Below are 25,017 nucleotides of genomic sequence, written 5' to 3'. Positions count from 1 at the left end.
TAAACACATGAAAATTACAATTACAGGTTCTTTAGGGAACATCAGCAAACCGCTAACGCAAGAGTTAGTGCAAAAAGGACATAACGTTACAGTGATTAGCAGCAGTAATGAGAAACAATCCGAAATTGAAAGTCTTGCCGCTCTGGCAGCAATAGGTTCTGTTGAAGATGTAGCTTTTTTAACAAAAGCGTTTACTGGTGCAGATGCCGTGTATTGCATGATTCCTCGTGCAAATTATTTCGATCCCAATCTTGATCTGGATGCTTTTACCCGAAAAATTGGGAATAATTACGCAGAAGCTATCCAGAAATCAGGCGTAAAACGTGTCGTGTTTTTAAGTAGTATTGGCGCACATTTAGAGCAAAATTCAGGAATTATCCAGCGCTATAATGAGATAGAAACTGTTTTGAAACAATTACAGAATGTTTCGTTTACGTTTATGCGTCCAACCTCTTTCTATTATAATTTGCTGGCTTATATTCCGGCAATTAAATCTCAAGGCATAATTGCTGCAAATTATGGAGGAGACAGCATGGTTCCCTGGGTTTCGCCAAATGATATTGCGGCTGCAATTGCTGAAGAAATAGTAAAATTACCGGCAGGAAATAACATTCGTTATGTAGCAAGTGAAGAAGTTACAGGCGATGAAACGGCTCGCATTTTAGGTGCAGCTATAGGCAAACCAGATTTAAAATGGGTATTAACCAGCGATGAAGAAACGCTAAGCGGTTTGGTAAATATTGGCATGCAGCCTAAAATAGCGCATGGTTTGGTCGAAATGTACGCCGGACTTTACAGTGGTTTACTAGGCGAAGATTATCAGCGCAATAAACCTGCTGTTATGGGAAAAGTAAAACTGGCAGATTATGCCAAAGAATTTGCTGCAATTTATAACCAGAAATAAGTACCTTAGACTATGGCAAATCATCAACCTGTTCGAATAAAAACGATAAGCGAATTTCATGAATTTAGAGATTTGCAAAAGCCGGAACATCCTTTAGTGAGCGTTTATAATTTTGAAGATCTTAAACGTCTTAACGAAGATGAACCAAAAAGTTTAATGCTTGATTTTTATTCGATCGCCCTAAAACGAAGTCCAAATGCAAAGATGCGATACGGTCAGCAGGAATACGATTTTAACGAAGGTGTTTTGTTGTTTATTTCGCCGGGGCAGGTTTTTTCTATAGAAGGTAATGCAGAATTAGAACATACAGGATGGGCATTAATTGTTCATCCTGATTTTTTGTGGAATACGCCACTGGCAAAAAAAATTAAACAATATGAGTATTTTGGTTATTCGGTTCATGAGGCTTTGCATTTATCAGATAAAGAAGAGAAAATGATTATAGGCATCATGAAAAATATCCAGCACGAATATCAGTCTAATATTGATAAATTCAGCCAGGATGTTATCATTGCCCAAATCGAATTGCTGCTTACTTATGCTGAACGTTTTTATAACAGACAATTTATTACCAGAAAAATAAGCAATCATCAAATTCTGGCTCGTTTAGAAACTTTACTTGAAGATTATTTCAGCACAGATTCTTTGGCTAAAAGTGGCTTGCCAACCGTTCATTATATTGCAGAAACCTTAAATGTTACACCCAATTATTTAAGTGGTTTGCTAAAATCACTTACCGGTCAAAGTACGCAGCAGCATATACATGATAAATTGATCGAAAAAGCCAAAGAAAAACTTTCGACTACCAACTTATCAATAAGCGAAATTGCTTTTGATCTGGGTTTTGAGCATCAGCAATCATTCAGTAAATTATTTAAGACCAAAACCAATGTTTCGCCTTTAGAATTCAGACAGTCTTTTAACTAAATTTTATTTTTAGTAAATTCGCTACAAAAAAGCTTTATGAATCCAATTTTTAAAAATACTTTGGCTGTAATAATTGGTCTTTTTGTTGGCAGCGTTGTCAATATGGCAATTATTTTAATGAGTGGTTCTGTAATTCCTCCTGCAAATGGTGCAGACGTTACCACTATGGAAGGACTAAAAGCTACAATGCATTTATTCGAACCCAAACACTTTATTTTTCCTTTTCTGGCACACTCCATTGGTACTTTTGCAGGTGCGGCAGCAACCGCTTTAATTGCAGCAACCCGCAAAACAGAATTGGCTTTGATAATTGGATCCTTCTTTTTATTGGGTGGTATTGTAAATGTTTGTACATTGCCTTCACCAATTTGGTATAATTTTATAGATCTTGCATTTGCCTACTTACCAATGGCGTACTTTGCCAGAAAAATAGTCGCAGGGAAAAAATCATAAAAGTATCATTTAAACTATTTTCGAAATGAATGAGAAATCAAACACCAGAAAACCGGCAAAAATGTGTTACGAACATATTGGTGGAAAATTAGGCCAATTGATTCTGGAAAATTTTGCTGATAAAGGCTGGATTGCCAAAAACAAACCAACCGATAAAAATTTTTATATTACTGATTTAGGACAAACAGAATTTGTAAAATTAGGCATAGATCTTTCACAGATAAAATCAGAAGCTTTATAAATACACAGCTGATTTTGCCCCATAATAATAACAATAACAGAATGAAAAAAGTTGGACTTGTAGGCGGAATCAGTTGGGTTTCTACCATAGATTATTATAAATTAATTAACGAAGGTGTAAATAAAAAACTGGGTGGATTGCAGTTTGCAGAATGTTTGATTTATTCTCTGAACTTTGGTGACATTCAGGAAAAAACCTGGCCGAACTCATACGAACTGTTATTGAATGCATGTCTAAGTTTGCAAAAAAGCGGCGTTGATGCCATTGTACTATGTGCCAATACAGCCCATATGCATGCAGACAAAATCGAAAAAGAAATTGACATACCCTTAATTCATATTGGTACCGAAACTGCTAAAGCGATAACACAAGAAAAAATTACAACTGTTGGCCTATTAGGAACTTCGTTTTCTATGGAAATGGACTTTTATAAAGATCGTCTCAAAAGTTTTGGATTAGATGTTATTATTCCTGAAAAACAGGAAACCAGAGATTATATACAACATGTTCTGAAAGAAGAACTGGGCAGAGGGATTATCAATCCTGAATCGCAACAAAACTATATCAAAATTGCAAACGAACTTATTGAGCGTGGTGCAAAAGGTATAATTTTGGGCTGTACCGAAATTCCGTTATTAATAGACCAATCCCATTTTTCAGTTCCTGTTTTTGATACCACAAAAATACACTCAGAAGCGATTGTGAACTTTATACTTGCTTAAATTTAAATTATAATCTATGAGTTATTTTGGCGGACTTGGCGCAGGAAAAGGCTGGAATAAATTTAATTTCATCCTTACACCTCAGCAATTTGAATCAATTTTCAGCGAACTTAAATTTTACTTTGTTATTACAAACACAAGAGTTGCCATAGATTATACCGCAACTGATAAATCGTATGTATTAGATGGTTACAAAGACTTTTTTAACGAAATCATAATTAGTAACAAAGAATACGATAGAAAAGATCATTGGTCTTACGAGAATAAAATAAGATTATCGATTACTGATGATATCAATAAAATTGGATTTAAAGAAATTATAGACAAAAAAGGAATTGTTTCTGATGCCTTTAAATTGGTCGATCCAACAGAACCTGTAATCAATATCACTCCTTTTTATCTTACCTTTTTAGAGAATAACCAAAGTTTAAGCATAGCGCATATGAATACCGAAGGTACAATAGGTTTAGAACTAACGTATCCTAAAGTTATAAGTTTTTCTAATGACAAATTCAATTCGGTTATTGATACACAACAATTCAATAATCACCAATTATACAACAACTTAATAAATAATATAAAAGCATTATCTAATAAAGCAAAATTACAAAGCAGCACAAAACTATATCGTCCAAATTTCTGGATTAGTCCCGAAGCAAAAAAAGTAATCAATGAAAATCGATATTTAAAATCGAACTCATTAACTATAATTTAATTCCATAAATTGGATATGAAAAAGATTGCAATACTATTATTACTTCTATTAGTTTCGGTTTCATTAATAAACTGTGCTTCGTTTTCTAAAAAAGATTTTAAAGAAGACTATATCAGCTTAAATGCGGTTGATATTTATTCCTTTAACGGAAAATATACTTTTGCACCAATAAAGAAATACGATAAAAAAAATGAACATTCTGATTTAGAAAGTATAAAAAAATATATCAATTCTTATCATTATATCACAAATGATATTTTAAAATTTGAAAATATAGATTCTACCGTAAACAATGTTTCCCAGTATTACATTGAATTAAAAATCCTTAATACTACTGAATTAAGTATCGAACTATTTAAAAATAATAACAGCCTGAAAAAGCAGCAAATAAAAGGAACCCTAAAAAAAGACGGAATGTTTTATCTCGATAATAATTACCTGAAATGTACCGGAATCCCCTATCTTTTTGGAGGATGTAACAACGACAAAAGACGAATTGCTATTTCAAAAAACAATAATTTAATTGTAAATGAAGCAGTTGATAATTCGGGTGCATTATTATTTCTTTTTTGGGCAGGAAAAAGTTATAATAGTGCATATGAATTTAAGCGTCTGGAATAAATATTAAGTGTTTTTTTGGTTTTCCTAAACACATATTTTATAACTTAGTTAGCTTTTAAATTTTAAAATTATGACGAAGAAAGAAATAGCCCGGGACTTTTTAAAACTTGCTGCTAACGGACATTCACACGAAGCGTTCCGTCTTTATGTTGGTGAAAACTTCAAACATCATAATGCCTATTTCAAAGGTGATGCAGACACTTTGATGCTGGCAATGGAAGAATCAACCAGAACGAACCCTAATAAGGTTTTTAAAATTCACCACATTCTCGAAGACGGGGATCTGGTCGCCGTACATTCTCATTTAAAACAAACTCCGGTTGATTTGGGTTTTGCTGTGGTTCACATTCTGAAATTCAAAGCCGATAAAATTGTTGAATTTTGGGATTTAGGACAACCCATCCCCAAAGAACCTATTAACGAAAATGGAATGTTCTAGTTTATAGTCGCAGTCGCAGTAAACAGTTTACAGTTTACAGTTTACAATTGCGACTGAAAACTGCGACTGAAGACTGCGACTGAAGACTGCGACTGAAGACTGCGACTGAAAACTGAAGACTGAAAATTAAATAATATGGCAAAAAATAAAACTACAGAAACACAAAGCAGTGTTGTTGATTTTATAAATGCTTTTGTTGAAGATGAAGCCAAAAGAAAAGATGCTTTTGAACTTACCAGAATAATGCAGGAAGTTACCCATTTTAAACCCAAAATGTGGGGACCAAGTATTATAGGTTTCGGGAGTTATCATTACAAATATGCCAGTGGTCACGAAGGCGATGCACCACTTGTTGGTTTTTCTCCAAGAAAAGCCGCAATTTCGCTTTATATTTACACCTCAGCTGAAAATAAAGATGAATTACTTTCTAAATTAGGAAAACACAAAGCCTCAAAGGGTTGTATTTATATCAAAAAATTGACGGATATTGATCTTGAAGTCCTGAAAAATATGATTACACTTTCTGTTGAACATTTAAAAAACTTATATCCCTCAAATTATATACTACCATGATTATTACCGTACTAATTCTTTTATTCGCCTTGCTTATTTTCGTTTTTCAACATCCCAGATATGGCAAAAGACCTTCCGGTGAGAGATTGGCTTTGATACAAAAGTCACCTAATTATAAAAACGGAAAATTCGAAAACGTCAATTTTACGCCTGAACTTGCAGAAGGTTACGGCTATTTTAATATAATTTCTGAGTTTTTATTTAAAAAAGTAGACAGAAAAATCCCAACGGATCTGATTCCATCAATCAAAACCAATTTGCTTGAACTTTCTATTGATCAGGACGTTTTGGTCTGGTTTGGGCATTCTTCTTATTTTATTCAGCTTGAAGGAAAACGGTTTTTAATCGATCCGGTTTTTAGCGGTAACGCCTCCCCTGTTTACGGAACCACAAAAGCGTTTAAAGGAACTGATATTTATACTGCTGCCGATATTCCTGAAATTGATTATTTACTCATCACACACGATCATTATGACCATCTGGATTATAAAACAATTATGGAATTAAAACCAAAAATTAAAAATGTAATCTGTGCACTTGGCGTAGGTTCTCATTTTGAATTTTGGGGATTTCCTAAAAACATTATTATCGAAAAAGACTGGCATGAAAAAATAGAACTCGACCAGAATTTAACACTTTATACTACGCCTTCTAGACATTTTTCAGGCAGAAGTATCAAACGCTGCAATACACTCTGGACTTCTTTTGTATTAGAAGCCAGCCATTTTAAAATGTATTTGGGCGGTGATAGCGGTTATGATTCTCATTATGCAGAAATTGGTAATAAATTTGGCCCTTTTGATATTGCACTTATCGATAACGGGCAATATAATCCCGCATGGAAATACATTCATAATCTACCCCAAGATGTAATAAAAGCCATGAAAGACATACAAGCAAAAAGAGTTTTTCCGGTACATTCTTCAAAATTTTCACTGGCACTTCACCCTTGGGATGAACCTTTGATAAAAGTAACAGAATCGAATGCCGCTTCAGAAAACCCAATCCCGCTAATCACACCCAAAATTGGAGAATTAGTAGAATTGAAAAATGAAAACCAAGAATTCCAGCAATGGTGGAAAGGGATTCAGTAATTTTAGATTGCAGATTTTAGATTTTAGATTGAAAACTGAGACTGAGACTGAGACTGAGACTGAAAACTGAAAACTGAGACTGAAAACTTAAAAAAACCTCAAATGAAACTAAAATTCATAGCTACAACCATTATTCTCCTGATTACCCATACTATTTTCTCCCAAGGTACCTATGTGTTTTTAGGAAGTTATAATAGGGATAAAACGGCTGAATCTATTCAGGTTTACCAATTAGATACCATAAACGGAAACCTAACCAAAGTAACCTCAGCAAAAAACACTATCAATCCATCGTATTTGACTGTTTCGCCAAACGGAAAATTTCTTTATGCCTGTACCGATACCAGAACACCAAATGCCGGAAGTGTGAGCAGTTTTGAATTTAATACCGAAAATAAAACCCTGACTTTTTTAAACAAGCAATCCAGCGGTGGAGAAAATCCTGTTTATCTGTCAGTTCACAAAAGCGGAAAATGGCTGGTAAATGGCAATTATACAGCGGGAAGTGTTTCGGTTCATCCGATATTAGAAAATGGTCAAATCGATTCTCTTGCACAGAATTTTCAATATTCTGATGGAAGTATCAATAAAGAAAGACAAACCAAATCGCACGTTCATTCGACGGTTTTTTCTCCTAAAAATGATTATTTATTTCTTCCGGATTTAGGTGCGGATAAAATTCGTTGTTATCGTTTTGATGAAACCCTCAAACAGCCTTTAGTCGAAACAAAAGTCCCGTTTACAAAAACAGATTTAGAAGCCGGACCAAGACATTTTACTTTTCATCCTAACGAGAAATTTGGATATTGCATCGAAGAAATGTCGGGATCAATAAGCGTTTATCAATATAAAAACGGGACTTTAAAGCAAGTTCAGCGTATCAATACACATCCGGATAGTATAACATCAGGTTTTGAAAGTTCTGATATTCATATCTCGCCCGACGGAAAATTTCTATATGCCTCAAATCGAGGAAAAGAAAATAACATTGCTATTTTTTCTATTGCTAAAAACGGACTTTTGAAAAACATTGGTTATCAATCGACTTTTGGAAATCATCCGCGCGTTTTTGCCCTTGACGAAAGCGGAAAATTTTTGATAGCAACCAATATGAATTCCGGAAATGTCACTGTTTTTAAGAGAAATTCTAAAACACGATTACTCGATAAAGTTGGCAATGAAGTTAAAATGGACAATGTAACTTGTGTACAGATTAAAAAGATAAACTTATAAAAATGAATAATTCAGAATTCAATTTACAACCAGAAATTTTAGAAGATGACATTACAAAATTAGTTCCGCTTCAGGAAAGTGATTTTGACGCACTTTTTAAAGTAGCTTCAGATCCCTTAATTTGGGAACAACATCCCATGAAAGACCGATATAAAATAGAAGTTTTCAAACCATTTTTTGATGCAGCCATAAATTCGAAAAGTGCCTTTTTGATTTTAGATAAAAAGACAAATGAAATTGTAGGCAATACCCGTTATTATGATTACAATCCGGAGAAATCCAGTATTGCAATTGGTTTTACCTTTATTGGTCGAAAATTCTGGGGTGGATTATACAATAAATCAAATAAAAAACTATTAATAGATTATGCTTTTCAACATGTAGATTCGGTATTATTTCATATTGGTACAGATAATATACGTTCACAAAAAGCAGTATCAAAATTAGGCGCTATAAATATTGGTGAAGTAAATATTATAGGTAATATTCCAGTCAATTTACCTCATTTTGAATATGAGCTAAAGATTGAAAATTATAAATTGTAAAAATGTGAAATGTCAGACGTAAAAGCATTTCACATCTAACATTTAAACTTTAACTAATAATCATCTTACTTCTAACATTTAACGAATAAAATATAACATATAATAATGAAAAGAATTACAGTTTTCTGCGGATCGAGTTTTGGTACCGAAGAAATTTATAAAGAACAAGCCGAATTACTTGGAAAAAAATTAGCACAACAAAATATAGAATTGGTTTATGGTGGAGCAAACGTTGGTTTAATGGGCGCTGTAGCCGACGGTGTTTTAAACGAAGGCGGAAAAGCAATTGGCGTTTTACCAAATTTTTTAAGATCAAAAGAAATTGCACATCTTGGTTTAACCGAATTAATTTTGGTGGAAAGCATGCATGAAAGAAAAACTAAAATGAGCGATTTATGCGATGGAGTAATTGCGCTTCCGGGTGGTTTTGGAACTCTTGAAGAGCTTTTTGAAATGTTGACCTGGGCACAATTGGGACTTCATAAAAAACCAATTGCCATCTTGAACATAAACGGCTTTTATGATGCCCTGATCGAATTAACAAAAGTTATGGTCGAGAAAGGTTTATTAAAAGACGTTAATCAGCAAATGCTTTTAGTGAGCGATAACATTGATGATTTATTACATCAAATGAAAAATTATGTTGCTCCGGCCGTTGGTAAATGGATTGATAAGGATAAAGTATAAATTAGTTTTAAACCCTAACTCTTAAACTGCTTTTTATAGTCACTTGGATTTACTCCTGTATATTTTTTAAACAGCCTATTCAAGTGACTTGCATCGCTAAAACCAAATTCATACACAATTTCGTTGATTTGCATGTTGGTAAATTTCAATCTCGTTTCGATTAGTTTTATTTTATAGGCCATCGTATATTGCTGAATACTCTGACCCGTTTTGGTTTTAAAATACTCGCTGATATAAGTAGGCGAAACATTAAATTCTTTTGCCATTTTAGCTGCTTTTAATGCCTCAGGGTTATAAATATTCTGATGCACATAATGCAGTAAATCCAGACTTGGTTCTGCATTAGACGGAGCAATTGCAAGTGGTGCAATAAGTGATATATTTCTGGCTGCAATGGTAATAATTGTATTCAGAATTTGTTTAATTACTTCTTGCTGCTGCGGAAAATTAGTCTTTTCTTCGCGAATTAAAGCTTCAACCATCGCTCTTAATAAAGGTTTATCGGTTATTGTTTTTAAAATGCAACCCGGCAAATGATTGTGGTTATGAAAAATGAATTCCAGTTTCCGTATCCAGTCGCTGCTTTGTGTTTTAAGATAGCTATCCTGAAAACGAATAAAGAAAAATTCTGTTCTTTCAGCAACTTCAAAACTATGTTTATCCTGCGGAAAAATCAAAAACAGTTTATCGCTGGCGTATGGTAATCGGTGATCGTTAATCATCTGAATTCCTTTTCCTTCTAAAACAAAAACCATTTCAAAAAATGTATTCCTGCGCTCTTTTACTTCGTATTCTGAAACCTCCAGAAACTGAAGTTCAAAAGGTTGGTATAAGTTTCTAATTTCCATCTTCCAAAAATACAAATTATTCCAACGATTGTACAAATTTTAAAAAACAGTTCTTCTCAATTTTGTAGTATAAAATGATATAAAATATGGAAACAACATCTTTCTTACTATTACGTCTTGCCATAGCCATAAGCATGTTTGGCCACGGATTGGTACGTTTACCAAAACTAACCACTTTCAGTAACTGGATGATTGGCAGTTTTGAAAATTCTATGCTGCCTAAATTCATCGTTACGCCTTTTAGTTACGTTTTACCAATAGCCGAATTTGCAATTGGTTTGCTTTTAATTCTTGGTTTATTTACAAAACCTTCTTTGATTGCCGGAGGATTTGTGATGTTGGCTTTATTGTTTGGAACTTCGATGATTGAAAACTGGGAAGCTATTCCGTCGCAACTCATTCACATTGCATTTTTTGCTTTGCTATTGCATTTTATCGATTATAATAGTTGGGCAATTGATACCTTTTTAATTAAAAAATAATAATTATGAGCTCAAGAAGAAATTTTATAAAACAAACTGGAATTATTGGAATGATTGGTATGATAAATCCAATAGAAACATTCTCTGCCGCACCACAAACAAACTCTTTTTCATCACCACAAAAAACAAAATGGGCCGATGGTTCCAGATTAGTGGTTTCAATTTCGATGCAATTTGAATCAGGCGGGCAACCTGAAAATGCTGAAAGTCCGTTTCCTCAAAATATACAAAAAGGATATATTGATCTGCCGGCCTCAACCTGGTATGATTACGGCTATAAAGAAGGGATTCCGCGTATGTTGGACAATTGGGATAAATTGGGTGTAAAAGTCACTTCGCATATGGTAGGAACAGCGGTTTTAAAAAATCCTGAACTTGCCAAAGAAATTGTACAACGCGGTCATGAAGCCGCTGCGCACGGTATGAGTTGGAGCACACAATACACGATGCCTTATGAAGAGGAAAAAAAATTTATAAAAGATGGCGTCGATGCTATTAAAAACATAACAGGTTTTACTGCTGTTGGCTATAATGCAAACTGGTTACGTCGCGGAAAAAACACACTCGACATCTTACAAGAACTGGGGTTTAAGTATCATATCGATGATCTCAGTCGCGATGAACCTTTTATTATTCAGGTAAAAAATAAAGATTTTGCCGTAGTTCCTTATACACTAAGATGTAATGATATTGTTTTGATTGAGGGAAAAAACTTCTCAACTGACCAATTTCTGCAACAAGCCAAAATGGAATTTGATCAATTATATGCCGAAAGCGAAACACAACGCAGGCAAATGTCGATTAGTTTTCATGATCGCATTGGCGGAACGCCACAAATGGTCAAAGCTGCTAATGATCTTATTAAATATATGCAGCAACATAAAGGTGTGAGTTTTAAACGTAAAGATGAAATTGCTGAAATGGCATTAAACGATAAAACTACAATACGCGAATAAAATTATATTTAAGAATTTGAAATCCATACAGGTGAAAACTTGTGTGGATTTTTTTTGAAGGTATTTGGGATTTCTTTCTTAATTTAGGGATCGTAAAAATTTGTTTCAAGTTTTTTTGTTTCAAGTTTCAAGTTACACGCCATTCAAACTAAACTTTATTCACATTTTATATCTTACAAACAACATTTTACAAACAACCTCTCACCAAATGAAAACAGAAAACAACCACTTCGCAAAAGCCGAAATGCTGATTAGAAAACCTGTTTCAGAAGTTTTTCAGGCTTTCACAAATCCGGAAATAACATGTAAATTTTGGTTTACAAAAGGTTCCGGAAAATTAGAACAAGACACAAAAACCGAATGGACATGGGAAATGTACGGTTTTTCATTAACCGTAACAACTCATGTTTTGCAGGAAAATAAAAAAATCGTGATCGAATGGGGAAATCCTGATGAAACTACTATCGTCGAATGGATTTTTAGCCCGCTAGACGAAAATGAAACATTTGTAAGCATTATCAATTCAGGTTTTAAAGGAGATCATGATAAAATAATCGATCAGGTTCGCAATTCAACAGAAGGTTTTACGTTAGTTTTAGCAGGAGCAAAAGCATATTTAGAACACAATATTCAGTTGAATCTGGTATTAGATCGATTTCCTAAAGGATTGGCATAAAGAAAGTTTATTTTGTTTCAAATTTCAGGTTTTCGCAACAAACCTGAAACCTGAAACTTTTTAAACCGGAAACAAAAACAAATAAAGAAATGGAAACAAAAAAACCGGAAAATATTGATGAATATATTGGCGCATTCCCTAATGATGTTCAGGAGATTCTAGAAAAAATAAGAACAACCATTCAGAAAGCAGCGCCTGATGCCAAGGAGAAAATCAGTTATTCGATGCCGGCTTTTGATCAAAACGGAATCGTAGTTTATTTTGCCGCTTTCAAAAATCATATTGGTTTATATGCTTTGCCAAGCGGTCATGAAGCTTTTACAGCAGAACTTTCGCAATATAAATCAGGAAAAGGATCTGTACAATTTCCGCTGAACCAGCCAATACCATATGAATTGATTACCAGAATTGTAAAATTCAGAGTAAAAGAAAATATTGAAAAAGTAAAAAAGAAATAATTTTTAATGGATTTAATCACACATTACGATCAGCTTTATAATACATCATCTAAAGCTATTTTAGAAGAAAATTATAAACTCGATACGCAAATAAAAGACACATCAGATTCCCGATTTGGAATCACCTTACTTATGCGCCCAAACGAAACCATTAAAGCAAAAATTCAGTTGTTTCTGGAGGAGTTAAAAACAATCGAACCGGAACAATATTATTATCCGGATTCAGATCTTCATATTACTGTGCTATCCATTATTTCATGTTACGACGGTTTTACTTTAGACAAAATACAGGTTAAAGATTATATTAGCGTGATTCAGCAAAGTCTTGTGCATCTGGATAAAATAAATATTGAGTTTCGCGGTATAACAGCTTCTCCTTCTGCAGTGATGATCCAGGGTTTTCCTACAGATGAATCTTTGAATAACTTCAGGGATAAACTGCGTGAGAACTTTAAAAAATCAGATTTGGAACAAAGTATCGATAGCCGATACACCATTGCAGCAGCACATTCTACCGTAATGCGATTTCAGGAAAAGCTTCAAAATCCAGAAAAATTAATAGAAATTACAGAGAAATTTCGTGATTATGATTTTGGAGAATTAAAAGTAAAAAACTTAGAATTGGTTTATAATAATTGGTACCAGAGAGAAGAAAACACCATACATTTAGCCGATTTCATTATTTGATTTTTAAGCCATGAATTTTTTAAATAATTAAATTTTAAGTGTATTCTAATTAGTAAAAATTAGTGTGATTCGGCAAACTTCAAGCATTAAAATTATTTATTAAACTTGCCAAAATGCCATAAAACACCCGAAGGATCGTGTAAAAAACATTCGCTTCCCCAGTCTAAGTGGCGAATTGGCGTTAGTTTTACACCATATTTTTCAGTTACGTTCAAAGTTAATAACTGATTGTAATAATAATCGACATCCACGACTTCAAGAAAAATCATGGTATTTTCTATCCATTCTTTTGCATAATAATCCTGAAGATAAAAGGCTAAATCCCCTGTTTTAAAAACAGAAAAATTAGACTCTAAAACGATTTCTTCAAAACCTAAATCACGGTAAAAACTTCTGGAGACTTCAAAATCTTTTGCTCCAATAAAAGGTCGGATTGATATTGCTTTGTGATTCATTTTGTCTCTTATTTGAAATTCGTTTCCTCGACTCAGAACTAACTTTTATTGATCAAATCCAAGTTGTTTTCTCAAATCCAGATTTAGATTATATTGTTCCTGAACCGGAATAATTTTGCGGGAACTTTTATTAATATCACTTCCTTCGGCAGACCAGAGAAACGGGTAAAAATTAAAAACTTCATCCCCTTTTAATTTAGAAACTTCCTGTCTCCATCCATTCCATCTGTTACCTTCGTAAAACTTATCCAAATCATTATTAAAACAAAATCCTAAAAATTCAGAATACGTAATATCCAGTTGTTCATATTCAAGATTATCAGGAGAAAAATAATATACTTTTCCAACATCAGTTCCTAATCCCCCTCCATTTAAAAGATAAAAACCACCTATTGCATCATCTGCAATCAATAAAAAAGGAGGCGTTTCGCCAAACTCTTTAAACGATTTTCCTTTGTTCCAATCCGGAAGTGTGCGATTGAATTTTAAGTTTCCGGAACCTAAAATCCTGATCCATCCGTCATCAATTAAAAGACCGCCTGTCATAAAAACTATCGCTCCCATAGACGAGCGTGTTGTAACCTGGGTTTTGTACAATGCATCTTTCGCTTTTAATGCATCTACGGGCAAAACCTCTACTTTGTTTTTTGCTGTTTTAATCCAGTCTTCGACAATTGTCCAGCCCGGATCAGCCTTGTCTATAAGTTCTTCTGCTTCTTTCATTTTGGTTTGTGCAGTGGCTGCAAAAGTTATAAAAGTCAATACAATTAATGGAAACCTTACTTTCATTTTTCAATTGTAAAAATTAATTTAATATAATTATCCTTTCTTCAAAATATTCCCTAAACTTCAAAACTGTGTTTTAAAAACATAAATAATAACAAAAACTTTCAGAAATATTGAAATCGATATGTCTTTATCATTCATTTATTAATAATGGAAAACCATATAATTAGTTCTCTTTACGATATATCATTATTGTCCTAGCTATCATTTGATAGACAACTACAGACGTTATCCATATAGTAACAAAAAAAGAAAGTTTGTCTAATAAGTCATTAAAGTGATTAATATAAACATCTCTTATCATTAAAAATAAAATAGCAAATGGGATAGTCCAAATTAACATTGCGGGAATCAGTATAAGTAAACCAAAAATAATTTCTACAAGATTAGCCTTTTCTCTAATAAAATTTGAAATTGAATTTGTGAAAGCATATGGTTTATAAATTCTTGTCAAATAATTATTAAAATCGTCTTCTTTAAACATTTTATCAAATCTTGATTTGGATATAATGTTAAATGCCACCAAAATTTCTTGCTTCTGATGACTTACTGAATTTAAATCATATAAGACATACACAAAAACCAACGGTATTAGTTTAAAAAGTATAGATGTATCAGTTATAGATACTGGTCCTAAGTTCAAATTTTCGATTTTTAGATTCCCTGCAAATAAGTAAAGAAAAATAATAACAATTTGCCATACAATTAACTTATCTTCTTTTTCATTCAATACAGTTAAATTTTCAAACAGTTTATCATGATAATCCTTTATTGTTGATTCATCATTATTAGCTAAAAATTGATCTACTTTCTCAGAATTTTTCATATGACTAAAGCTATTTTATAATAAGTTGTTTTCTTTATCCCTTTTTCAAAATATTTCCAAGACCACGACCAATTTGTTCAATCGCTTCTAATCCTTTTGTTAATGGCGTAGCAGTAAAATCCTCATACGCATCCATAGAAGTTCCTTTGCGATCGTCATGTGCATACACTAAAATCAAGTTGTTTTCACTGAATGATTTTTCGAATTTCTGAGGCAATTTATCAAAGATCGATTGGTACGAAACTGACCCTTTTCTGGATAAATTAAATACAATCAGATCGGTTGGTTTAATTTCATCTGAGATCGATTCAAAATCATCCCAATCCAGAATGCTTTTAAACCCTAATTTGGCATTTAGTTTTAAATTAGCCGCAACTTGCTGGATTGCCTGATGTGTTTTATACTCGGCATAAATTATAATAGGAATACTTAATTCTTGTGATAATCGGTAGATTTTCTGTAATAAAAGATGAAAACCAACTCCTCTTTCTGAAAAAGGCGGGCAAATAAAAACCAATCTTTTTTCTTCTATAAAAGTTTTTTGAAATCTGCAGATAAACAGACTCTTGTCTACATTATTGATAATTGAATCAACATTTTCTCCAAAAATTTTATCCAGGAAACCTGTTTTTCTTGGCCAGCCTACAATCACAATATCCGACATGATTTCTTTTGATGTTCTCGCAATTCCGCTTGCAGGATTATGGTCGATTCTGGCAATCGTATTTATTTTTACTTCAGATGCTGATCCCTGAATTACAAATTTATCAACTGCTTTTCTATACTTCAAAATATTTTTCTCAGCCTGATCATTATTGGGAACAATAGTTAGTAAAGTGATAGGATTAGCTGATTTTTTATCCTTTATCAAAAGTGCAAAGTCTAATAAAGTGGCTGTAGCCGAAGTTTTTGCTAACGGAATCAAAATATGTTCATCTAAAATCTGGTCGCTGTGAGCATCTTCATGAGAAACTTCTTCTTCGCAAATCGCAATTTTTTTTGCTGCTTTTTCCGTTGCGAAAGAAGCCACAATACACGTTATTAGAATTAGGATAATAGTTCCGTTTAAGATATTCTCATCCAGGATTTTTGCTTTAAAACCAACCAGAATAACCGCTAAAGTTGCTGCAGCATGTGCACTGCTTAATCCGAAGATAAGCTGTCTTTCTGTCTTTGTATATTTAAAAACGATCTGTGTAAAAAAAGCGGCAATCCATTTCCCAAAAATAGCCACAACACTCAGGGTTCCGGCTACAATTAATGCCGTTGGTCCGCTAAGAATCACACTGATATCGACCAGCATTCCAACAGAAATCAGGAAAAACGGAATAAACAATGAATTTCCAATAAACTCAATTCGGTTCATTAAAGCAGACGAATGCGGAATCAGCGGATTTAATGCCAAACCGGCAACGAATGCTCCAATAATTGGCTCTACTCCTGCTACTTCGGCTAAAAACGCTGCAAAGAAAACTACAGAAAGCACAAAAATATAATGGGCATGTTTCTCACTTTCTAATTTCTTAAAAAACCATTTTGCAATTCTGGGAATAACCAAAAACATAATGGCGGAAAAAATCGCCAATGAAACGGTTAATTTTATCCAGAAAGCCTGATTTAGATTCCCTTGGCTGCTTCCCATAATAACCGCCAGTATAATCAAAACGGCAGTATCAGTTAAAATTGTACCTCCCACAGTAATGGCAACAGCCTGATTTTTTGCGATACCAAGTTTACTCACAATTGGGTAAGCTACAAGTGTGTGCGTAGCAAACATGCTCGCAGTCAAGAAACTGGCATTAAAATCATATTGCAATAAATAATAACAAACCGGAAACCCAATCGTTAAAGGAAAAATAAAGGTGAAAAAACCAAATAATAAACTCTTATTTCGGTTTGCTTTAAACTCATTCATATCCAATTCCAGACCCGCAATAAACATGATATATAAAAGTCCGATTGTTGAAAATAAATCTACCGCTGAATTTTTTGCCAGAATATTAAGTCCGTGTGGTCCAATGATAACACCGGAAATAATAAGACCGATAATTCCTGGAATATTTATTTTTTTCAGTAAAATAGGCGACAACAGAATAATGAAAAGTATCAAAGAAAAAATCAATACTGGGTTGCTGAGTGGTAATTCGAATTCTTGTAAAAAATGCTTGAAAAATTCTATCATAATGTAATTTTATCTTCTCTGAGTTATTTTAGTTTTTCGTAAAAAGAGTATTCAAATTAAAATAAAACCAAGAAGTTATTTACCGATTTATTTAAAACAAAAAATCGGATTCTTTAGTGATTGCTTCATTACAAAAATACCTAAAAAAAATGCGAACTTTTCACGAAAACCGCATATTAAGCAATAAAAAATGTTTCGTTGCCAAATTATTAATATTTAATATATTTTTTAACAAAACTGCAACATTAACAAACGAAAATAAATGTTCATTGCATTATTCAATTATCTTTGTCTTAATAAATATTGCACAATGGAAGAATGTATCTCTGTTTTTGATATGCTTAAAATTGGCGTTGGTCCCTCAAGTTCTCATACTTTAGGGCCTTGGAGAGCCGCAGAACGTTTTTTAGAAGAGTTAAAAGACGAATCAATTTTAGACCAGATTAAACGTGTAAAAGTAGACTTATACGGATCTCTTTCTTTAACCGGAAAAGGTCACGCTACAGATTTATCTGTGATGTTAGGTTTAAGTGGACAAGATCCCGAATATATTCCTATCGATGATATTGCGGGAATCATTAAAAACATTGAGGATACAAACGAAATTATTCTGGCAAACGAATATAAAATCCCGTTTTATTTTCTTCAGGATATTGTTTTCAATAAAGAGTTTCTTCCTTTTCATGCAAACGGATTAAAATTCACTGCCTATAAAGCCGATGATTCTGAATATGAATCTACTTTTTACTCTATTGGAGGAGGTTTTGTCGTTAAAGAAGAACGTACAAATGCCAAAATCAAAGAGGTTATAAAATGTGCTTTTCCATTCCCGATTCAAAATGCTGTTGAGCTTTTAAATTATACTATTTCAGAAAACAAATCGATTTCGGAAATTGTTTATGAAAACGAAAAATCGATGCGTCCGGAAGCAGAAATTCATTCTGAATTAATGCGCATCTGGAACACGATGTTAGAATGTATGTATATTGGCTGTCATACCGGAGGAATTCTTCCTGGCGGATTAAACGTTCGCAGAAGAGCTTTTGATATGCACCAAAACTTAATAGGTTTATCCAATTATTCAAACCCGCAAACGTGGCTGGAAGAAATCAGAAAAACCGAAGTAAAATTTCGTCAAATCCTAAAATGGGTAAGCTGTTTTGCACTTGCCGTAAATGAGGTAAATGCTTCTTTGGGTCGTGTAGTTACGGCGCCTACAAATGGAAGTGCCGGTGTAATTCCGGCCGTTTTAATGTATTATCTGGTGATTGAAAATCATAATGCAGGCGAAAAAGAAATCAAACAATTCCTGATGGTTGCCGGAGAAATTGGAAGTATCTTTAAAAAAGGATCTACTATTTCTGCCGCAATGGGTGGTTGTCAGGCTGAAATTGGTGTTTCGTCATCTATGGCCGCTGCCGCACTTTGCGAATTAATGGGCGGAACGCCTGCTCAGGTTTTAATGGCTGCCGAAATCGCAATGGAACATCACCTGGGTTTAACCTGCGACCCGATTGGCGGATTGGTACAGATTCCGTGTATTGAACGAAATACAATGGGTGCCATAAAAGCCATAAATGCTGCCGAATTAGCCCTTGAAACTGATTCTAAAAATGCAAAAGTACCTCTTGACAAAGTCATCAATACCATGTGGCAAACCGCAAAAGACATGAATTCTAAATACAAGGAAACCTCAGAAGGCGGATTGGCAATTGCCGTAAATATGGCAGATTGTTAAAAAATATTTTTGTTTCACGCAGATTTGAAAGATTAGAGCAAATTAATTTTAGATTTTTATTAAATTAATCTGCGCTTATCGGCTTAAATCTTTTTAAATCTGCGTGAAAAAATAATTCGTGAATTCGTGGCAAAAAATCAAAATCAACTTCATGAAAAAACAGTACTTTCTCTTAATCTTATTATTTTGCTCTGTTTTATTGCATTCACAAGAACGCTATTTCCTTAATTCGGATACGCGTTTATACACTTCACCAAATAATTCGGCTGAATTTCTGGGCTATTTTCGATATGGTGCCGAAGTACAATTAGTATCCGAAAGCAAAAATGGCTGGTATAAAGTAAAAGCCGACAATCTATCTGAAGGTTATATTCCTGAAAAATATGTCGCCACAAGATTAAATGCAAAAGATATTAAAGTCAAAGACAATGAAAATCCAATTTTAGAAGGCGGAGATAATTATTATGGCGGAAACCATCTTTTTGTTTTAGTAGCCGGTTTAAAGGCACGTGCACAACCCGATAAAAATTCAAAAATCAAGGAAATTCTATATACCGGTGATCCGGTTGCTATAAATTATTTGCCAAAAAATCAGGATGAATGGGTAAATATAGGTGGGAATTTCAGCGATGAATATGCCCGATTTACATTAAGAAAATTTGTAGGCAACAGACCGGATTTCAATGCTTTAATAAAAGACTTTGACAAACTGGATGTAACCAATAGTACAGATCGCAAAACAATTGGTGAACGACTTGTAGAACTGGCCTGGAATAGTGACAACACAACACTTGCTCCTGCATATCAACGATATTATGAAGTGGTCAAACAATTAAATGATACTAAACTTCTTGCTGATACAGAGCTAAATATCGCTATAGCAAAAGGTGTAGCAAAACACAAAAAACCAGAAGAGATTCTTGCTTTCGTTAAAAAATCCGAATTTATTCTAAAAGGAATAAAAACCAAAGCCTGGTACCTGACTCAAAAAGATCTGGTAAAAACATTTGGAAAACCTGCAAAAAAAGCAAATGTAAGCGATGAATGCGGTGTCTATTTGAGTGAACTTTTTTACTATTATCCGGACTTGCAAGCCTCTGTAGAGGAACAAAAAAACCAGGCTGAGATCACTAAGGTTTTTATCAACGAAAACAACAAACTGGTTTTAAACCCAAATGCAATATTAGACCACACAGTATCTGAAAAAGCATTTATAGAAAAATACGGTACTTATATTGGTGCTTCCATAAAAGCGCCACATTCTTACTCCATACAAATAGAAGACAGCGAATTTAGATTAGAATTTAAAGATGGAAAGTTATATACCATCGAAATATTCTTCTATTGCTGATTTCAATCTATAATTATTCAATACTTTTACATCTTCAAAAAAAAACAAAATGTCAGTAGCAAAAAAAGATTATAAAAGAATCACAACAAAGTCATTAATCGAAATGAAAAGCAACGGAGAAAAAATCTCTATGCTAACGGCTTACGATTTTACAATGGCCAAAATTGTTGACACCGCAGGAGTCGATGTGATTTTAGTTGGCGATTCAGCATCAAATGTTATGGCAGGTCACGAAACGACGTTGCCAATTACCTTAGATCAAATGATATATCATGCTTCATCTGTAGTTCGCGCTGTAGAAAGAGCTTTGGTTGTGGTAGATCTACCTTTTGGAAGTTACCAGTCTGATCCTAAAGAAGCATTGCGTTCTGCCATCAGAATCATGAAAGAAAGTGGCGGACATGCTGTAAAACTTGAAGGAGGAAAAGAAATTAAAGAATCTATCAAAAAAATATTAAACGCTGGAATCCCGGTTATGGGCCACTTGGGTTTAACACCACAGTCAATCTATAAATTTGGAACTTACAGCGTTCGTGCCAAAGAAGATCAGGAAGCTGAAAAACTAATTGAAGATGCCAAACTGTTAGAGAAAATTGGTTGTTTTGGAATTGTTTTAGAAAAAATCCCAGCTGATTTAGCTCAAAAAGTTGCTGAAAGCATTTCGATTCCAGTTATTGGTATTGGTGCCGGAGGTGGTGTTGATGGTCAGGTTTTGGTGATTCACGATATGTTAGGAATGAACAACGAATTTAGTCCACGTTTCCTGCGCCGTTATTTAAACCTATACGAAGAAATGACAAAAGCAATTGGGCAATATGCAGCTGATGTTAAGTCGAGCGATTTTCCTAATGAGAAAGAACAATATTAGATTAGACTTACTTAGATTTTTAGACTGACTTAGACTTCTTAGATTTCACTCTTTAGTTCATTAAAACATAAATCTAAGAAGTCTAATATCTGAGACATCTAATCTAAATCTTAAAATATGCATCAATTTAAAGAGCTTTTAATTTGGAAAAAAAGCAGATTGTTTTGTTCTAAAATTTATAGTGCGACTTCAACTTTTCCAAGTGAAGAAAAATTTGGAATAACGAATCAATTACAAAGAGCTTCTGTTTCTATTCCTTCAAACATAGCAGAAGGTTCCTCAAGAAACTCCAATAAAGATTTTGCGAGATTTTTAGAAATTGCAATTGGTTCTGCTTACGAAGTAGAAACGCAACTTTTAATATCATCTGATTTGGGATTCATTAATGAAGAAAAAACTAGTGAATTAATCCATATGTTAGAAGAAATTACAAAAATGACATCCAGATTTAGAGCGACTTTAATAGTATAAAAAATAAATCTAAAAAATCTAAGTCTAAGAAGTCTAAGTCAGTCTAAAAATCTAAGCCAGTCTAAAATGAAAGTACTTTCTAATAAAACAAACCTCCAAATTCTACACGAAGACAATCATATTATCGTGGTCAATAAACGTGTGGGCGATATTGTGCAAGGTGATAAAACGGGTGATAAACCTTTATCTGATGTTGTAAAAGAATATATTAAAGACAAATACAATAAACCTGGCGACGTGTTTCTGGGTGTGATTCATCGTTTAGATCGTCCTACAACCGGAATTGTTGTTTTTGCCAGAACGAGCAAAGCGTTGACCCGAATGAATGAAATGTTCAGCAATCGTGAAACTCAAAAAACATATTGGGCAGTTGTTAAGAATAAACCACAGGAAAAAACGGCTAAATTGGTTCATTACTTAAAAAGAAACGAGAAAAATAATACTTCAAAAGCACATTTAAAAGAAGTTCCGGACAGTAAACTGGCTAGTTTAGATTACACTGTTTTTAAAGAACTTCAGAATTATGTAGCGCTGGAAATCAATTTGCATACAGGACGTCATCATCAAATAAGGGCGCAATTATCAGCGATTGGATCTCCTATAAAAGGTGATTTAAAATATGGTTTTGACCGAAGTAATCCTGACGGAGGAATTCACCTGCATGCCAGAAAGCTTGTTTTTGTTCATCCTGTTTCTAAAGAAAATATAACAATTGTTGCGCCAACTCCGGACGAAACAATTTGGAATGCGCTTTGATTTTATGATACAATTCAGAAAATTTTAAATTTTATCGATTAACTTGCATAGGAAAAATCAAGTGAATCACAAAAAATGGACTATAAAAACGACATCGGATACAGAAAAGAAACGCTAAAAAAATTGTTGTATAACATTCAGAAAAGCGAAGACTTAATTGTAAAAGCTTTATACGATGATTTTAAAAAGCCTGAATTTGAAGCTGTTTTAACCGAAACAAACTATGTTATTTCGGAACTGAAAGACACTATCAAAAACATCAATAAATGGGCAAAACGAAAACGTGTTTTACCATCACTTCTCAACTTTCCTTCTACAGATTATATTTATAAAGAACCTTATGGAAACGTTTTGGTTATTGCACCCTGGAATTATCCTTTTCAATTGGCATTATGTCCTTTGATTTCTGCTGTGGCTGCCGGAAACAGAGTAGTTTTAAAACCCTCTGAACTTACTCCCAATACCTCAGCGATAATTGCAAAAATAATCGAGAAAACTTTTCATATCAGTCATGTTGAAGTTTTTGAAGGCGGTGTTGAAGTCTCTAATAAATTATTAGCACAGCGTTGGGATTACATTTTCTTTACAGGAAGTGTCTCTGTTGGGAAAATCGTCGCCAAAGCCGCAGCCGAAAATTTAACTCCGGTAACCTTAGAATTAGGCGGGAAAAATCCTTGTATTGTCGATGAAACTGCCAACCTAAAACTAGCAGCAAAACGCATTGTATGGGGAAAATTCATCAATGCCGGTCAAACTTGTATCGCTCCGGATTATATTTTGGTTCAAAAAAACATGAAGGTTAATTTCATCTCTTTTTTGATTGAGGAAATCATCAAATCTTATGGAAAGAAATTAGAAAAATCTCCAGATTTTGCGCGTATTATCAATACTAAAAACTGGTTAAGGCTCGCTAATATGATAGAAGCCGAAAAAGTAATTTTTGGCGCAGAAACAGATGCTAATAAACTCTACATATCTCCAACATTAATTGAGGAACCAGCATTGGACAGCCCGGTAATGAAAGAAGAAATTTTTGGACCTATTTTACCAATCCTGACATATGAAACTGAAGAAGACATAGAAAACGTAATCAGACGTTATGAGAAACCTCTTGCATTTTATATTTTTAGCGAAAATAAATCGTTTGCCCGCAAATTAATCAAAACCTACTCATTTGGAGGTGGTTGCATAAATGACACAGTCGTTCATTTTTCTAACAAAAGACTGCCTTTTGGCGGTGTTGGACATAGCGGAATCGGGGCATATCACGGCCAGTTGAGTTTTGATGTTTTTTCGCATCATAAAGCAGTTGTAAAAAAAGGCAACTGGCTTGATTTACCAATGAGATATGCACCTTACAAAGATAAATTAGCTACTATTAAAAGAATATTGGACTGGATATAAACCTAAAAAACAATTTCGTAATGTTTTTTTGATTTTCATATGAATTTGATTAAAAATATTATATTTACGTCACATTATTTATCTAAATCCCGAATTATAAAACAATTCTACTTTTACAAAAAATGAAATCTACACTTGATCAAATCAAAGACATTAAGAATCATGGTTATACCTTAGATTTTTCAACTGTCTTTAACAATGCTTTTGAAAACTACAAAAAAATAGCCCTGTACGCAGGATTGATATTATTGGTGTTTTCAATAGTTTTTGGTATAATTGCTTATAGTATTTTAGCTGCAATTTATGGTATAGATAAATTAAGTAATCCTGAATTTTTCAACATACAAACACAACATTTATCACAAATTAAACTTGTTTATTATGTGGTGGGCACTGCCCTTTTTTCGGCAATATTGAGTCCGTTTGCTGCAGGATTCCTAAAAATGGCCGAATGTGCAGATAAGGATGAGGAATTTAATGTGTCTACAATTTTTACATATTACAAAACCAGTCATTTCTTTCAAATTTTTATTGCAACCCTTCTTATTTCATTATTTGGCGGTATAATATCTACCTTTCTTGAAACTCAAAAATTAAATAATTTAGGCCTGCTAATTTCACTGGCGATATCTTATTTCACATTTTTAACTATTCCGCTTATTGTGTTTGGAAACTTAAAAGCAATTACTGCAATACAATCAAGTTTTATCATCATTTCAAAACAGCCTTTTGTACTTTTAGGCTTGATGATAACTATTATAGTAGCATTACTTGTGGGTTTTCTTGCCCTTTTTATTGGGATTCTTTTTACCGTTCCGCTAAGTTATTCGATGACATACGCTATATATTACGCAATTTTTAAAAATGATAAAGAAGATCCGATTGATTCCATTGGGCAATCGGGTTTAGAATAAAACAG

Annotated in this window: 30 protein-coding genes; 25 read left to right on the top strand and 5 right to left on the bottom strand. The window is 33.5% G+C overall.

Going from position 1 to position 25,017, the window contains the following annotated elements:
• Positions 1-7: 7 nt before the first annotated feature.
• From RC62_RS13945 to RC62_RS13885, 13 genes are all read left to right on the top strand, one after another.
• Positions 8-904, top strand: a complete 897-nt coding sequence (locus tag RC62_RS13945; RefSeq protein ID WP_055096155.1) for an NAD(P)H-binding protein — start codon at positions 8-10, stop codon at positions 902-904.
• A gap of 12 nt (positions 905-916) precedes the next feature.
• A complete protein-coding gene (locus tag RC62_RS13940; protein ID WP_055096153.1) occupies positions 917-1,831 on the top strand; it encodes a helix-turn-helix domain-containing protein in 915 nt (304 codons plus the stop codon).
• Positions 1,832-1,867: 36 nt separating this feature from the next.
• Positions 1,868-2,284: a hypothetical protein gene (locus tag RC62_RS13935; RefSeq protein ID WP_055096150.1), complete on the top strand. Its 417-nt coding sequence runs from the start codon at positions 1,868-1,870 to the stop codon at positions 2,282-2,284.
• A 25-nt stretch (positions 2,285-2,309) separates the two neighbouring features.
• On the top strand, positions 2,310-2,525 hold the full coding sequence (locus RC62_RS13930; RefSeq protein ID WP_055096148.1) for a hypothetical protein: 216 nt from the start codon (positions 2,310-2,312) through the stop codon (positions 2,523-2,525).
• 41 nt (positions 2,526-2,566) lie between these two features.
• The gene (locus RC62_RS13925; RefSeq protein WP_055096146.1) at positions 2,567-3,247 is read left to right on the top strand and encodes an aspartate/glutamate racemase family protein; all 681 of its coding nucleotides are present in this window, start codon (positions 2,567-2,569) and stop codon (positions 3,245-3,247) included.
• Positions 3,248-3,263: 16 nt separating this feature from the next.
• Positions 3,264-3,962: a hypothetical protein gene (locus RC62_RS13920; RefSeq protein WP_055096143.1), complete on the top strand. Its 699-nt coding sequence runs from the start codon at positions 3,264-3,266 to the stop codon at positions 3,960-3,962.
• 15 nt (positions 3,963-3,977) lie between these two features.
• A complete protein-coding gene (locus tag RC62_RS13915; RefSeq protein WP_055096142.1) occupies positions 3,978-4,583 on the top strand; it encodes a hypothetical protein in 606 nt (201 codons plus the stop codon).
• 70 nt (positions 4,584-4,653) lie between these two features.
• Entirely contained in the window at positions 4,654-5,022 is a 369-nt protein-coding gene (locus RC62_RS13910) for an ester cyclase (RefSeq protein WP_055096140.1), read from the top strand.
• A 135-nt stretch (positions 5,023-5,157) separates the two neighbouring features.
• Positions 5,158-5,595, top strand: a complete 438-nt coding sequence (locus tag RC62_RS13905; RefSeq protein WP_055096138.1) for a DUF1801 domain-containing protein — start codon at positions 5,158-5,160, stop codon at positions 5,593-5,595.
• Positions 5,592-6,689: an MBL fold metallo-hydrolase gene (locus RC62_RS13900; protein ID WP_055096136.1), complete on the top strand. Its 1,098-nt coding sequence runs from the start codon at positions 5,592-5,594 to the stop codon at positions 6,687-6,689. The genes RC62_RS13905 and RC62_RS13900 overlap by 4 nt, the downstream gene beginning before the upstream one ends.
• A gap of 102 nt (positions 6,690-6,791) precedes the next feature.
• Positions 6,792-7,922 (top strand): lactonase family protein, encoded by a 1,131-nt coding sequence (locus tag RC62_RS13895; RefSeq protein WP_055096134.1) that lies wholly within the window; start codon positions 6,792-6,794, stop codon positions 7,920-7,922.
• Positions 7,923-7,924: 2 nt separating this feature from the next.
• A complete protein-coding gene (locus tag RC62_RS13890; RefSeq protein ID WP_055096132.1) occupies positions 7,925-8,467 on the top strand; it encodes a GNAT family N-acetyltransferase in 543 nt (180 codons plus the stop codon).
• A gap of 105 nt (positions 8,468-8,572) precedes the next feature.
• Entirely contained in the window at positions 8,573-9,154 is a 582-nt protein-coding gene (locus RC62_RS13885) for a TIGR00730 family Rossman fold protein (RefSeq protein ID WP_055096130.1), read from the top strand.
• Between the two features lie 14 nt (positions 9,155-9,168).
• On the opposite strand, the gene RC62_RS13880 is transcribed toward RC62_RS13885, so the two are convergent.
• On the bottom strand, positions 9,169-10,002 hold the full coding sequence (locus tag RC62_RS13880) for a helix-turn-helix domain-containing protein (protein WP_055096127.1): 834 nt from the start codon (positions 10,000-10,002) through the stop codon (positions 9,169-9,171).
• A gap of 86 nt (positions 10,003-10,088) precedes the next feature.
• Between RC62_RS13880 and RC62_RS13875 the strand changes: the two genes are divergently transcribed.
• The 5 genes from RC62_RS13875 (at position 10,089) to RC62_RS13855 (ending at position 13,261) form a co-directional block, all read left to right on the top strand.
• Entirely contained in the window at positions 10,089-10,484 is a 396-nt protein-coding gene (locus RC62_RS13875; RefSeq protein ID WP_055096125.1) for a DoxX family membrane protein, read from the top strand.
• Between the two features lie 5 nt (positions 10,485-10,489).
• Positions 10,490-11,440, top strand: a complete 951-nt coding sequence (locus RC62_RS13870) for a polysaccharide deacetylase family protein (protein ID WP_082421299.1) — start codon at positions 10,490-10,492, stop codon at positions 11,438-11,440.
• A 208-nt stretch (positions 11,441-11,648) separates the two neighbouring features.
• Entirely contained in the window at positions 11,649-12,116 is a 468-nt protein-coding gene (locus RC62_RS13865; RefSeq protein ID WP_055096122.1) for an SRPBCC family protein, read from the top strand.
• Positions 12,117-12,205: 89 nt separating this feature from the next.
• Positions 12,206-12,574 (top strand): iron chaperone, encoded by a 369-nt coding sequence (locus RC62_RS13860; protein ID WP_055096120.1) that lies wholly within the window; start codon positions 12,206-12,208, stop codon positions 12,572-12,574.
• A gap of 6 nt (positions 12,575-12,580) precedes the next feature.
• Positions 12,581-13,261 (top strand): mutarotase, encoded by a 681-nt coding sequence (locus RC62_RS13855; protein WP_055096118.1) that lies wholly within the window; start codon positions 12,581-12,583, stop codon positions 13,259-13,261.
• 92 nt (positions 13,262-13,353) lie between these two features.
• Here the strand turns inward: RC62_RS13855 and RC62_RS13850 are convergent, their stop codons facing one another.
• From RC62_RS13850 to RC62_RS13835, 4 genes are all read right to left on the bottom strand, one after another.
• Positions 13,354-13,716: a VOC family protein gene (locus tag RC62_RS13850; protein WP_055096115.1), complete on the bottom strand. Its 363-nt coding sequence runs from the start codon at positions 13,714-13,716 to the stop codon at positions 13,354-13,356.
• A 45-nt stretch (positions 13,717-13,761) separates the two neighbouring features.
• Complete coding sequence (locus RC62_RS13845) at positions 13,762-14,505, bottom strand: DUF2625 domain-containing protein (RefSeq protein ID WP_082421298.1); 744 nt, start codon at positions 14,503-14,505, stop codon at positions 13,762-13,764.
• A gap of 163 nt (positions 14,506-14,668) precedes the next feature.
• The gene (locus RC62_RS13840) at positions 14,669-15,328 is read right to left on the bottom strand and encodes a hypothetical protein (RefSeq protein ID WP_055096113.1); all 660 of its coding nucleotides are present in this window, start codon (positions 15,326-15,328) and stop codon (positions 14,669-14,671) included.
• Positions 15,329-15,362: 34 nt separating this feature from the next.
• Positions 15,363-17,510 carry a cation:proton antiporter gene (locus RC62_RS13835; RefSeq protein ID WP_055096111.1) on the bottom strand — a complete coding sequence of 716 codons (2,148 nt, stop codon included), beginning with the start codon at positions 17,508-17,510 and terminating at the stop codon, positions 15,363-15,365.
• A gap of 310 nt (positions 17,511-17,820) precedes the next feature.
• Between RC62_RS13835 and RC62_RS13830 the strand changes: the two genes are divergently transcribed.
• The 7 genes from RC62_RS13830 (at position 17,821) to RC62_RS13800 (ending at position 25,012) form a co-directional block, all read left to right on the top strand.
• Positions 17,821-19,248: an L-serine ammonia-lyase gene (locus RC62_RS13830; RefSeq protein ID WP_055096109.1), complete on the top strand. Its 1,428-nt coding sequence runs from the start codon at positions 17,821-17,823 to the stop codon at positions 19,246-19,248.
• Positions 19,249-19,399: 151 nt separating this feature from the next.
• Positions 19,400-20,599, top strand: a complete 1,200-nt coding sequence (locus RC62_RS13825) for an SH3 domain-containing protein (RefSeq protein WP_055096107.1) — start codon at positions 19,400-19,402, stop codon at positions 20,597-20,599.
• A 49-nt stretch (positions 20,600-20,648) separates the two neighbouring features.
• Positions 20,649-21,467: a 3-methyl-2-oxobutanoate hydroxymethyltransferase gene (gene panB / locus RC62_RS13820; protein WP_055096105.1), complete on the top strand. Its 819-nt coding sequence runs from the start codon at positions 20,649-20,651 to the stop codon at positions 21,465-21,467.
• Between the two features lie 117 nt (positions 21,468-21,584).
• Complete coding sequence (locus RC62_RS13815) at positions 21,585-21,938, top strand: four helix bundle protein (RefSeq protein WP_055096103.1); 354 nt, start codon at positions 21,585-21,587, stop codon at positions 21,936-21,938.
• 66 nt (positions 21,939-22,004) lie between these two features.
• Positions 22,005-22,694, top strand: coding sequence for an RluA family pseudouridine synthase (locus RC62_RS13810; RefSeq protein WP_055096101.1), 690 nt, complete (start codon positions 22,005-22,007; stop codon positions 22,692-22,694).
• Between the two features lie 75 nt (positions 22,695-22,769).
• Positions 22,770-24,098, top strand: a complete 1,329-nt coding sequence (locus RC62_RS13805; protein ID WP_055096099.1) for an aldehyde dehydrogenase — start codon at positions 22,770-22,772, stop codon at positions 24,096-24,098.
• Between the two features lie 122 nt (positions 24,099-24,220).
• The gene (locus tag RC62_RS13800; protein ID WP_055096097.1) at positions 24,221-25,012 is read left to right on the top strand and encodes a hypothetical protein; all 792 of its coding nucleotides are present in this window, start codon (positions 24,221-24,223) and stop codon (positions 25,010-25,012) included.
• Positions 25,013-25,017 lie beyond the last annotated feature (5 nt).

Origin of the sequence: Flavobacterium aquidurense (genome assembly GCF_001404985.1) — a bacterium.
Lineage (GTDB): Bacteria > Bacteroidota > Bacteroidia > Flavobacteriales > Flavobacteriaceae > Flavobacterium > Flavobacterium aquidurense_B.
The sequence above is the reverse complement of the archived record's forward strand: the minus strand, read 5'-3'. Positions and strand labels throughout refer to the sequence as shown.

Coding starts and splice junctions, on each gene's coding strand:
- RC62_RS13945 (WP_055096155.1), top strand. CDS start 8: ATGAAAATTACAATTACAGGTTCTTTAGGGAACATCAGCAAACCGCTA.
- RC62_RS13940 (WP_055096153.1), top strand. CDS start 917: ATGGCAAATCATCAACCTGTTCGAATAAAAACGATAAGCGAATTTCAT.
- RC62_RS13935 (WP_055096150.1), top strand. CDS start 1,868: ATGAATCCAATTTTTAAAAATACTTTGGCTGTAATAATTGGTCTTTTT.
- RC62_RS13930 (WP_055096148.1), top strand. CDS start 2,310: ATGAATGAGAAATCAAACACCAGAAAACCGGCAAAAATGTGTTACGAA.
- RC62_RS13925 (WP_055096146.1), top strand. CDS start 2,567: ATGAAAAAAGTTGGACTTGTAGGCGGAATCAGTTGGGTTTCTACCATA.
- RC62_RS13920 (WP_055096143.1), top strand. CDS start 3,264: ATGAGTTATTTTGGCGGACTTGGCGCAGGAAAAGGCTGGAATAAATTT.
- RC62_RS13915 (WP_055096142.1), top strand. CDS start 3,978: ATGAAAAAGATTGCAATACTATTATTACTTCTATTAGTTTCGGTTTCA.
- RC62_RS13910 (WP_055096140.1), top strand. CDS start 4,654: ATGACGAAGAAAGAAATAGCCCGGGACTTTTTAAAACTTGCTGCTAAC.
- RC62_RS13905 (WP_055096138.1), top strand. CDS start 5,158: ATGGCAAAAAATAAAACTACAGAAACACAAAGCAGTGTTGTTGATTTT.
- RC62_RS13900 (WP_055096136.1), top strand. CDS start 5,592: ATGATTATTACCGTACTAATTCTTTTATTCGCCTTGCTTATTTTCGTT.
- RC62_RS13895 (WP_055096134.1), top strand. CDS start 6,792: ATGAAACTAAAATTCATAGCTACAACCATTATTCTCCTGATTACCCAT.
- RC62_RS13890 (WP_055096132.1), top strand. CDS start 7,925: ATGAATAATTCAGAATTCAATTTACAACCAGAAATTTTAGAAGATGAC.
- RC62_RS13885 (WP_055096130.1), top strand. CDS start 8,573: ATGAAAAGAATTACAGTTTTCTGCGGATCGAGTTTTGGTACCGAAGAA.
- RC62_RS13880 (WP_055096127.1), bottom strand. CDS start 10,002: ATGGAAATTAGAAACTTATACCAACCTTTTGAACTTCAGTTTCTGGAG.
- RC62_RS13875 (WP_055096125.1), top strand. CDS start 10,089: ATGGAAACAACATCTTTCTTACTATTACGTCTTGCCATAGCCATAAGC.
- RC62_RS13870 (WP_082421299.1), top strand. CDS start 10,490: ATGAGCTCAAGAAGAAATTTTATAAAACAAACTGGAATTATTGGAATG.
- RC62_RS13865 (WP_055096122.1), top strand. CDS start 11,649: ATGAAAACAGAAAACAACCACTTCGCAAAAGCCGAAATGCTGATTAGA.
- RC62_RS13860 (WP_055096120.1), top strand. CDS start 12,206: ATGGAAACAAAAAAACCGGAAAATATTGATGAATATATTGGCGCATTC.
- RC62_RS13855 (WP_055096118.1), top strand. CDS start 12,581: ATGGATTTAATCACACATTACGATCAGCTTTATAATACATCATCTAAA.
- RC62_RS13850 (WP_055096115.1), bottom strand. CDS start 13,716: ATGAATCACAAAGCAATATCAATCCGACCTTTTATTGGAGCAAAAGAT.
- RC62_RS13845 (WP_082421298.1), bottom strand. CDS start 14,505: ATGAAAGTAAGGTTTCCATTAATTGTATTGACTTTTATAACTTTTGCA.
- RC62_RS13840 (WP_055096113.1), bottom strand. CDS start 15,328: ATGAAAAATTCTGAGAAAGTAGATCAATTTTTAGCTAATAATGATGAA.
- RC62_RS13835 (WP_055096111.1), bottom strand. CDS start 17,510: ATGATAGAATTTTTCAAGCATTTTTTACAAGAATTCGAATTACCACTC.
- RC62_RS13830 (WP_055096109.1), top strand. CDS start 17,821: ATGGAAGAATGTATCTCTGTTTTTGATATGCTTAAAATTGGCGTTGGT.
- RC62_RS13825 (WP_055096107.1), top strand. CDS start 19,400: ATGAAAAAACAGTACTTTCTCTTAATCTTATTATTTTGCTCTGTTTTA.
- panB (WP_055096105.1), top strand. CDS start 20,649: ATGTCAGTAGCAAAAAAAGATTATAAAAGAATCACAACAAAGTCATTA.
- RC62_RS13815 (WP_055096103.1), top strand. CDS start 21,585: ATGCATCAATTTAAAGAGCTTTTAATTTGGAAAAAAAGCAGATTGTTT.
- RC62_RS13810 (WP_055096101.1), top strand. CDS start 22,005: ATGAAAGTACTTTCTAATAAAACAAACCTCCAAATTCTACACGAAGAC.
- RC62_RS13805 (WP_055096099.1), top strand. CDS start 22,770: ATGGACTATAAAAACGACATCGGATACAGAAAAGAAACGCTAAAAAAA.
- RC62_RS13800 (WP_055096097.1), top strand. CDS start 24,221: ATGAAATCTACACTTGATCAAATCAAAGACATTAAGAATCATGGTTAT.